Origin of the sequence: Longimicrobium sp. (genome assembly GCA_036389795.1) — a bacterium.
Lineage (GTDB): Bacteria > Gemmatimonadota > Gemmatimonadetes > Longimicrobiales > Longimicrobiaceae > Longimicrobium.
Window position 1 is genome coordinate 1 of the sequence record DASVWD010000201.1, and the last position, 8,811, is coordinate 8,811.

Consider the following 8,811-nt stretch of genomic DNA (forward strand, 5'->3'; position numbering starts at 1 on the left):
GCCGTGGCGGCGGCCGCACTCGCGGCGCCCGCCACGGCGCAGCGCAGCCCGGCGCCGGAAGCCATGCCCCGCGTCGCCGCCCCGGGCGCGTACGACACCACGCTCTTCTCCGCCCTGCGCTGGCGCAACATCGGCCCCGACCGGGGCGGGCGCTCCATCGCCGTGGCCGGCAGCACGCGGCGGCCGCTGGAGTACTGGTTCGGCGCCACCGGCGGCGGCGTGTGGAAGACCACCGACGGCGGCACCACCTGGCGGTCGATGAGCGACCGGCACTTCGGCAGCTCGAGCGTGGGCGCCGTCGGCGTCTGCGAGGCCAACCCCGACGTCGTCTACGTCGGGATGGGCGAGGTGCAGCTGCGCGGCAACATCATGCAGGGCGACGGGCTCTGGAAGACCACCGACGGCGGGCGCACCTGGACCCACGTGGGCCTCGGCGACACCCACGCCATCGGCCGCGTGCGCGTGCACCCCACCGACTGCGACCGCGTGTGGGTGGCCGCGCTCGGGCACCCGTACGGGCCCAACGAGGAGCGCGGCGTCTTCCGGAGCACCGACGGAGGGAAGACCTGGCGCCGCACCCTCTTCCGCGACGCCCGCACCGGCGCCGTGGACCTGGTGCTCACCCCCGGCGCGCCGGACACGATGTTCGCCACCCTCTGGGAAGTCCACCGCACCCCGTGGTCGCTCTCCAGCGGCGGCCCCGGCAGCGGCCTCTTCCGCTCGACGGACGGCGGCGAGACCTGGACCGAGCTCACCCGGAGCGAGGGGCTCCCCCGCGGCGTCCTGGGCAAGATCGGCGTCACCGTCTCCGGCGCCGACCCGCGGCGCGTGTGGGCCATCGTCGAGGCCGACAGCGGCGGCGTCTTCCGCTCCGACGACGGCGGCGGCACCTGGCGGCGGCTGAACGACGAGCGCAAGCTGCGCCAGCGCGCCTTCTACTACACGCGCATCTACGCCGACCCGAAGGACACCGCCACCGTCTACGTCCTGAACGTGGGCTTCTGGAAGTCCACCGACGGCGGCCGCACCTTCCCCCGCCAGATCCGCGTCCCCCACGGCGACAACCACGACCTCTGGATCGCCGCGGACGACCCGAAGCGCATGGTGGAGGGGAACGACGGCGGCGCCAACGTCTCCTGGAACGGCGGCGAGAGCTGGACCGAGCAGGACTACCCCACCGCGCAGATGTACCACGTCGTCACCACGAGCCACTTCCCCTACCACGTCTGCGGCGCGCAGCAGGACAACTCCACCGCCTGCGTCCCCAGCAACGGCAACGGGCGCGAGTGGTACGCCGTGGGCGGCGGCGAGAGCGGCTACATCGCCCCGCGCGCCGACGACCCCAACGTCTTCTACGCCGGCAGCTACGGCGGCCTGCTCACCCGCTTCGACCGGGCCACCGGCGCGCGGCGCAACATCAACGTGTGGCCCGAGAACCCGATGGGGCACTCGTCGCGCGACATCCGCGAGCGCTTCCAGTGGACCTTCCCCATCGTCACCGCCCCGCGCAACCCGCGCGCGCTCTACGTGGGCTCGCAGCACCTCTGGAGGAGCGACAACGAGGGGCAGAGCTGGCGGCGCATCTCGCCGGACCTCACCCGCGGCGACCCCGAGACGCTGGGCCCCTCCGGCGGCCCCATCACCCTCGACCAGACGGGGGTGGAGACGTACGGCACCCTCTTCAGCATCGCCCCCTCGCCGCTCGACTCGCTGCTGATCTGGACCGGCTCCGACGACGGCTACGTGCAGGTCACCCGCGACGGCGGGCGCACCTGGACCAACGTCACCCCGCCGGAGCTGCGCGAGAAGGGCTTCGCGCGCATCTCGCTGGTCGAGGCCTCGCCGCACCGGCCGGGGAGCGCGTACGTGGCCGCCAACCGCTACCAGCAGGACGACCTGGCCCCGTACGCCTACCGCACCGACGACTTCGGGCAGACGTGGACGAAGATCGTGGGCGGGATCGGCGCGCGCGACTACCTGCGCGCCGTCCGCGAGGACATCCGCCGGCCGCGGCTCCTGTACGCCGGCACCGAGCACAACTTCTACGTCTCGTGGGACGACGGCGCGCACTGGCAGCCGCTGCGCCTCAACCTCCCCGACACGCAGGTCCCCGACATCGCCGTCGAGGACGAGGACGTGGTGATCGCCACGCACGGCCGCTCGTTCTACGTGCTGGACGACATCGCCCCGCTGCGCCAGATGACGCCGGAGATCGCCCGCGCCGACGTGCACCTCTTCCGCCCCTCCGACGCCGTGCGCGCCGTCGACCAGGGCGTCGTCGTCTACTACACGCTGGCGAAGACGCCGCGGCGCGTGACGCTCGAGTTCCTGGACGCGCGCGGCACTGTGATCCGCACCTTCACCGGCACCCCGGCCGACAGCGCGCGCCGCGCCGCCGGCGGAGAGGGCGGGGGAGGGGGCGGCGGGGGCGAAGAGGCCGAGGAGGAGCGCGGCCCCGTCCCCCGCGAGCCGAAGCCCACCACGCGGGTGGGGCTCAACCGCTTCGTGTGGGACCTGCGCCACCCCGGCCCCGAGGCGTTCCCCGGCATCGTGCTGTGGGCGGCGCGGCTCACCGGCCCGCGCGCGCTCCCCGGCGCCTACCGCGTGCGGCTCACGGTGGACGGGCAGACGCGCACCGAGGGCTTCCGCGTGGTCCCCGACCCGCGGCTGCGGGGGAACGTGGAGCAGGGCCTGGCGGCGCAGTTCGCGCTGGCCATGCGCGTGCGCGACCGCGTGAGCGACGCCAACCGCGGCGTGCTGCTGGTGCGCGGCATCCGCCAGCAGGTGGACTCGGTGCTCAAGCGCACGCAGGACCCGGCCGTGCGCGCCGCCGCCGACTCGCTGAAGGCGAAGCTCGCGGTGGTGGAGGACTCGCTCTACAACCCGCGGCTGCAGAGCAACCAGGACCCGCTCAACTACCCGATCCGGCTGAACAACAAGCTGGCCGCCCTCTCGGGGGTGATCGAGAGCGCCGAGGGCGAGCCCACCGAGCAGAGCGTGGCCGTGTTCGAAGAGCTCTCGCGCCGCCTGGACGCGCAGCTCGCCGCGCTCGACGCCATCGTGAAGACCGACCTCCCGCGCTTCAACGAGCTGCTCCGCGCCCGCCGCCTGCCGCCCGTCCGCCCCGAGCCCCTCCGGCCGCGCGAGGAGGACAGCGCCAACCGCAGCGGCGACTTCGAGGAAGAGGAGGAAGAAGGCGAGGAGGGCGTGAAGGACTGGTGATGCCGCCCGGGCTGTCCTGTAATCTCACACAGAGGGCACAGAGGACACGGAGAACTTCAATCAGTTCCGCTGTTCCTCTGTGTTCTCTGTGTCCTCTGTGTGAGCCATGCTGTTATGGAAATCTGCCACACGTAAACGTAGCAGCAGAAAAAGAGTTTGTAGGGAATTTCAGTATTTTGCGCCCTCTCCACTTTGCCCGTGCTCGGTGCGATCTGCCGCGTGATTGCTGGGCAAAACGAGCAAACGGATGACTTTTGGCGCAGACGAGAGGGTTGACCGCACGCCGGGTGCTCGTATAATCCTCGCCCCTTGTACGGGCAGAAGGACCCATACAACGGAGGTGGATACTGAGTACGACGAGCGTTTACGCGCCCGGCGGCACCCCGCGTCCGGGCCTCCGCCGCCCCGCAGTGCTGGCGCTCTGCGCGCTGGTGGCGGGCGCCACGCCCGCCGGCACGCAGGAGGGCAGTCCCCAGAAGCTGCTGGGCGTGCGCGCCGACAGCGCCCGCGAGGCCGGGCTGAAGGACGCGCCGGTCGGCTCCCGCGGCTTCTGGGCGCGGCTGCGCGACGAGGCGCGGCGCTTCCGCGAGCTGAACGGCGGCCCCTTCGCCTTCGCCATGCGCTACCGCATCTCGCCCGACCTGGCGCGCGAGATCCACGCGGCCGCGCGCGAAGAGGGGATCGATCCCGAGCTGGCCTTCCGGCTGGTGCGCGTGGAGAGCGGCTTCAACCCGCGCGCGCGCAGCTACGCCGGCGCGCTGGGGCTCACCCAGCTCATGCCCCACACCGCGCGCTGGCTGGACCGGCGCATGACCACGCGCGAGGCGATCCTGGAGCCCGGGCGCAACCTGCGCGTGGGCTTCCGCTACCTGCGGGGGCTCATCGCCAAGTACGACGGCGACCTGCGGCTGGCCCTGCTCGCCTACAACCGCGGCGACGGCGCCGTGGACCGCGACCTGCGCCGCGGCCGCAACCCCGAGAACGGCTACACCCGCGCCGTCCTGGGCTCCGGCGCCGACCGCTACCGCGGCTCCGGCCTCGCCGAGCGCTGACGGCCTCGACACCTCAACGCGACGAGCCGGCGCCACCCGATGGGCGGCGCCGGCTCGTTCGCGTGCGGGCTGCTCAGTCGTTCAGGTCGCCGCAGGCGATGATGGTGCCCAGGTTCGTGGGCGAGGCGTGCACGTTCACGATGTAGTTCTTGGCCTCGTTCAGCGACACGGGCACGTGCGCCTCGGCGGTGGCGTTCCCGCCGCCGCCCACGCTGAGCGGGGGGTACGCCGAGGGGGTGCCCACGATCGGCGGGTTGGTGTCGCCGCACCGGCCCTCGTGGATGTGCCACGGGTGCACGCCGCCCGCGGTGCCGCCCCGGATGGTGATGGTGGCGTGCGTGGCGCCGCTCATGTCCATCGCCGACGCGGTGCCCGACACCCCCGAGCCGCCCACCGCGTTCAGGGTGGCGTTGAAGCGCTCGGCCTGGCCGGGCCGCTCCACGTCCACGTCCACCCGGCCGCTCCCCGGGTCCGTCTCCACCTTCGGCGTCTGCGAGCAGGCCCCCACGGCCAGCAGCGCCGCCGCGGCTGCGTAAACGATCCTCATGCGTACCTCCTTGCCAGCATGTACGGTCTGGCCCGCCTCCCCGTGCGGGCGCCGCAGGGCCGCTGCATGTCCCGCGCCGTCCGTCCACGTCCCGCAGAGCGCCGCGAGCCCCGTGCGACGCTCAGCGCCGCTTGCCCCTCTTCGCCCTCCGCTTCCGCCGCCGCTGCTCCGGCCTGCGCGCGGGGATGCGCTTGCGCGCCAGGTCCATCAGCGCGAGCGCCCACGCCGCCAGCACCGGGTCGCCGACGCCGGGCTCGGCCGCCACTTCGCGCAGCCGGCCGCGCTCCTGGTCCGTGAGCCGCTCCGCCGCCTCGTCGGCGCCGCGCGCCGCCAGCAGCGCGCGCAGGGCGTGCAGGCGCTCGACGGCATCGTCCGGGTCCTGCGCCGGCGGCACGTTCCGGGGCACCGTCACCCCGTAAAGGTGGCGCGTTACGGCGCCCTCCACCGCCAGCGCGTCGGGGAGCTCGCGGCGCAGCTCCTCGCAGGCGCGAGCCATCCGCTCCACCAGGGCGGGGTCGGTGAGATGCCTGGCTTCCGTGCCCAGGGAGGGGAACCACCGCCCGTCGCCGAACGGAAGCAGGCGGCCGATGATCAGGTCCCCCACCTCCAGCCCCACCTCCGGGTCGTACAGCAGGTCGAGCGCGCGCCCGTCCAGGACCGAGACCGCCCGCCCGTTGCCGGCCCCGTCCGCCTCGCGCAGCTCGAAGAGCCCGGGGAACGATCCGGCCAGCATCTCCAGCACCTGCCGTTGCCGCGCCGGCCACGACGCGTGCGCGCGCCGTGCGACCAGGTGCGCCACCACCGGCGAGCCGAGCATCACCGCCGTCCGGTCCACCAGCGCCCACTCCTGCGCCCGCAGGTAATGCCGCCGCCGGTCCTCTTCCGCGCCCGCCACCGGCGCGCGCCACCGGTCGAAGTACCAGTGGGCCGCGTCCAGCTCCAGGCTGAGCGGGCCGTCGTCGTCGGCCTCCCACACGGCGCGCGTGAGCACCCGCTCCTCCAGCTGGGCGCAGGCCACCTGCGCCGGCACCTCGCGGACCTCGAAGGCCAGGCCGCGGCCCGCCGCGACGAGCTCCACGTGCCGGCAGGATTCGAAGCCCGTCGTCCGGAGCACCCCGCCGGCCAGGAACGGCTCGCCCCCGAGCGCCGGGGCGGCCGTGGACAGCAGGGTGGCCGCGCGGCTCCCCAGCGCGCCCAGGCGGTCGCGGTGCTCGCGGGTCGACCGCCGCAGCTCGTCCTCCGCGGGCGCCTCCCCGGTGCGCAGGGCGTAGTGGACCACCGTGGCCGCCAGCGCGTCCTCCGACGCCCAGAGCGCCACCAGCATGTCGTCCGTCACCTCCCGCGCGCCCCGGGCGAACAGGCTCGCCACACTGGTCTCGGCGATCGCCCGCACCGCCTCGCGCGCGGCGGCGTCGAGCACGACCGTGGTCGTCGGCGGGCGGAGGGTTTCGAGCTGGACGTCGGTTGACACGGCGGCACCCACGGGTGAGGGATGGCACGACGTTCGGAGGTGTGCATTTTGTACACTTTCCCTCCGCGCCGCAACCCCCCGCCTTGCCCGCCCCGTTGCCGCCACCCTACACTTCGCGCCGGCACTCCCGACGCACTTCGCACTTCGCACCTCGCACTTCGCACTCCCATGCCCCGTCCGACCCTCGCCGCCGCGCTCGCCCTCGCCGCGCTCCTCGCGCGCCCCGCCGCCGCCCAGGAGCGGCCCCTCGGCACGCTGCGCGAGCAGGCCGAGGTCCGGCAGGAGTGGCTGAAGCTGCGGCTGGAGCGCGTGCTCCCGCGGCTGATGCGCGAGCACGGCGTGCGGATGTGGATCATCCCCACCCGCGAGTACAACGAGGACCCCGTCTTCTGGTCGCTCGTCTCGCCCACCACCATGGCCGCGCGGCGGAGGACGATCTACGTCTTCTGCGACCGCGGCCCGGAGCGCGGGGTGGAGCGCGTGGCCATCGGCGGCACCTCGCAGGGCGGGCTCTACCGCGTGGTGCGCGACGCCGCGGCGCCCGTGGGCACCGCGGGGACCACCCGCCGCCCCGCCGAGCCCTTCGGCCCCGAGCAGTGGAAGCTGCTGGCGCCGCTGGTGGAGGAGTGCGCGCCCGACAGCATCCAGGTGAACGTCTCCGCCACGCACGCCTTCTCCGACGGCCTCACCGCGGGCGAGCAGGGTCCGCTGCTGGAGGGGATCCCGGCACCGTACCGCGGCCGCGTCGTCCACCGCGAGCTGCTGCCGCTGCAGTACATCGAGGAGCGCCTCCCCGAGATGCTCCCCCGGTACGTGGAGATGCAGCGCATCGTGCACGAGATCATCTCCACGGCCTTTTCCGAGAAGGTGATCACCCCCGGCCGGACGACGACCGACGACGTGGTGTGGTGGATGCGCCAGCGGGTGAACGACCTGGGGCTGGGGACGTGGTTCCAGCCGTCGGTCGCGGTGCAGCGCGCGGGGGTGGAGATGGGCGACTCGGCCAGCCCCGTGATCCGCCGCGGCGACGTGCTGCACTGCGACTTCGGGATCACGGCGCTGGGGCTCAACACCGACACCCAGCACATGGGCTACGTGCTGCGCGAGGGCGAGACCGACGCGCCGGCGGGGCTCCGGGCGGCGCTCCGGCGCGGCAACCGGCTGCAGGACCTGCTGCTGGAGGAGATGGTCCCCGGGCGCACGGGGAACGAGGTGCTCGCCCGCACCCGCGAGCGGATGCGCGCCGAGGGGATCGACGGCACCGTCTACACGCACCCGGTGGGCGACCACGGCCACGGCGCCGGGCCGCTGATCGGGCTGTGGGACCGGCAGGAGGGCGTCCCCGGCCGCGGCGACGTCCCGCTGCGCCCGAACACGTGGTTCTCCATCGAGCTGCAGGCCACCACGCCCGTCGCCGAGTGGAACGGCCAGCCCGTGCGCATGGGCCTGGAAGAGGAGGCGCGCCTGGACGAGCGCGGCGAGCGCCGCTGGGTCCTCGCCCGCCAGGAGCGCTTCCACCTGGTGCGGTGACGCGTTGTCCGGGGAGAGCGAGGGAGGCGGTGCTCGGGGAGGGAGGGCGCTCGGACGTGGCTCCGTCCCGCCGTCAGGCCGGTCTCGGGGCGGGGCGCGCGGCCGGCACTCCGTCGAGCATCCCCCTGACGCTGATGTCCTCGTCGACATCCGGCCAGTGCACCCCCTGCCCCGATCCGACGAGGCGCCAGTTCGCGCGCTGCTCGGGCGTCGCCTCCGCCAGGCGCCACGACCAGGCGAGCGGCACGCTGATGCTCCGGCCGTCGGCCAGGTCGGCGATGATCGAGTCGTCCGTGACCCGAACCGCCGTGATTCGCGCATCAACTCTGAGGGCAGTGCTCATCCCAGGCCCTTCCTGATTCGGGGCTCGTGTTCCTGGACGACCGTGCGGATCCGGTTCAGCTCCCGCGGAGTGAAGCCGTCGTTGCTGACGAGCACGAGCGGGTCCAGCCAGAACTTGCATTCCATCCGCTCTCGCTCGGCGTGCACGTGGACCGGCTCGTTGCAGTCGAAGCTGTAGAAGAACAGTCGGTACGGGCCCGGCACCCCCTTGATCGTAGGCATGCATCCACCATACCGCCCAGGCGGGCCTTTCACCAGAAGCGGTCCGCCGGGGCGCGGCTCGCTCCGCCAGGGAGGACGCGTCCGGGCCTCCCGTGATTTCATACCAATTTTCCAGGGATAGTTCTGGATGGATTCTGATCCTCCGGCGCGAACGGCGAAAAGGCCTCACACGGAGTTAACGGAGTCAACAGAGAACCCCCGCAGTTCTCCGTTAACTCCGTTGACTCCGTGTGAGACATTCAGTTATGGATCTCGATCCCGAACGATCCTCTGCAAAATGGTATCATACCAGATTGCCGAGCATTGTTCTGGTTCCGAACAGATTGGAATCACACAGAGGACACAGAGAACACGGAGGAACTGAAGACGCGATTGAAGTTTCTCTGTGTCCTCTGTGTCCTCTGTGTGATGCTCTATCAGAAAGC

7 protein-coding genes are annotated in these 8,811 nt (G+C 72.7%); 3 read left to right on the forward strand and 4 right to left on the reverse strand.

The features are described from left to right. Positions 1–3,222, forward strand: a 3,222-nt coding sequence (locus VF746_24115) for a hypothetical protein (GenBank protein ID HEX8695520.1), incomplete at its 5' end; no start/stop codon positions are given. A gap of 410 nt (positions 3,223–3,632) precedes the next feature. Continuing rightward, positions 3,633–4,274: a lytic transglycosylase domain-containing protein gene (locus tag VF746_24120; GenBank protein HEX8695521.1), complete on the forward strand. Its 642-nt coding sequence runs from the start codon at positions 3,633–3,635 to the stop codon at positions 4,272–4,274. 73 nt (positions 4,275–4,347) lie between these two features. Here the strand turns inward: VF746_24120 and VF746_24125 are convergent, their stop codons facing one another. Both VF746_24125 and VF746_24130 read right to left on the reverse strand, forming a co-directional pair. Then, entirely contained in the window at positions 4,348–4,821 is a 474-nt protein-coding gene (locus tag VF746_24125; GenBank protein HEX8695522.1) for a hypothetical protein, read from the reverse strand. A 121-nt stretch (positions 4,822–4,942) separates the two neighbouring features. After that, positions 4,943–6,292, reverse strand: a complete 1,350-nt coding sequence (locus VF746_24130) for a hypothetical protein (GenBank protein HEX8695523.1) — start codon at positions 6,290–6,292, stop codon at positions 4,943–4,945. Between the two features lie 168 nt (positions 6,293–6,460). Between VF746_24130 and VF746_24135 the strand changes: the two genes are divergently transcribed. Further along, positions 6,461–7,822 (forward strand): M24 family metallopeptidase, encoded by a 1,362-nt coding sequence (locus VF746_24135; protein HEX8695524.1) that lies wholly within the window; start codon positions 6,461–6,463, stop codon positions 7,820–7,822. A 73-nt stretch (positions 7,823–7,895) separates the two neighbouring features. Here the strand turns inward: VF746_24135 and VF746_24140 are convergent, their stop codons facing one another. After that, positions 7,896–8,165, reverse strand: coding sequence for a DUF2442 domain-containing protein (locus VF746_24140; GenBank protein ID HEX8695525.1), 270 nt, complete (start codon positions 8,163–8,165; stop codon positions 7,896–7,898). Further along, positions 8,162–8,386, reverse strand: coding sequence for a DUF4160 domain-containing protein (locus VF746_24145; GenBank protein HEX8695526.1), 225 nt, complete (start codon positions 8,384–8,386; stop codon positions 8,162–8,164). The genes VF746_24140 and VF746_24145 overlap by 4 nt, the downstream gene beginning before the upstream one ends. Positions 8,387–8,811: the final 425 nt, after the last annotated feature.

Excerpts from the sequence above, each read along its gene's own strand:
- VF746_24125 (HEX8695522.1), bottom strand. The coding sequence starts at position 4,821 with ATGAGGATCGTTTACGCAGCCGCGGCGGCGCTGCTGGCCGTGGGGGCC.
- VF746_24135 (HEX8695524.1), top strand. The coding sequence starts at position 6,461 with ATGCCCCGTCCGACCCTCGCCGCCGCGCTCGCCCTCGCCGCGCTCCTC.
- VF746_24140 (HEX8695525.1), bottom strand. The coding sequence starts at position 8,165 with ATGAGCACTGCCCTCAGAGTTGATGCGCGAATCACGGCGGTTCGGGTC.
- VF746_24145 (HEX8695526.1), bottom strand. The coding sequence starts at position 8,386 with ATGCCTACGATCAAGGGGGTGCCGGGCCCGTACCGACTGTTCTTCTAC.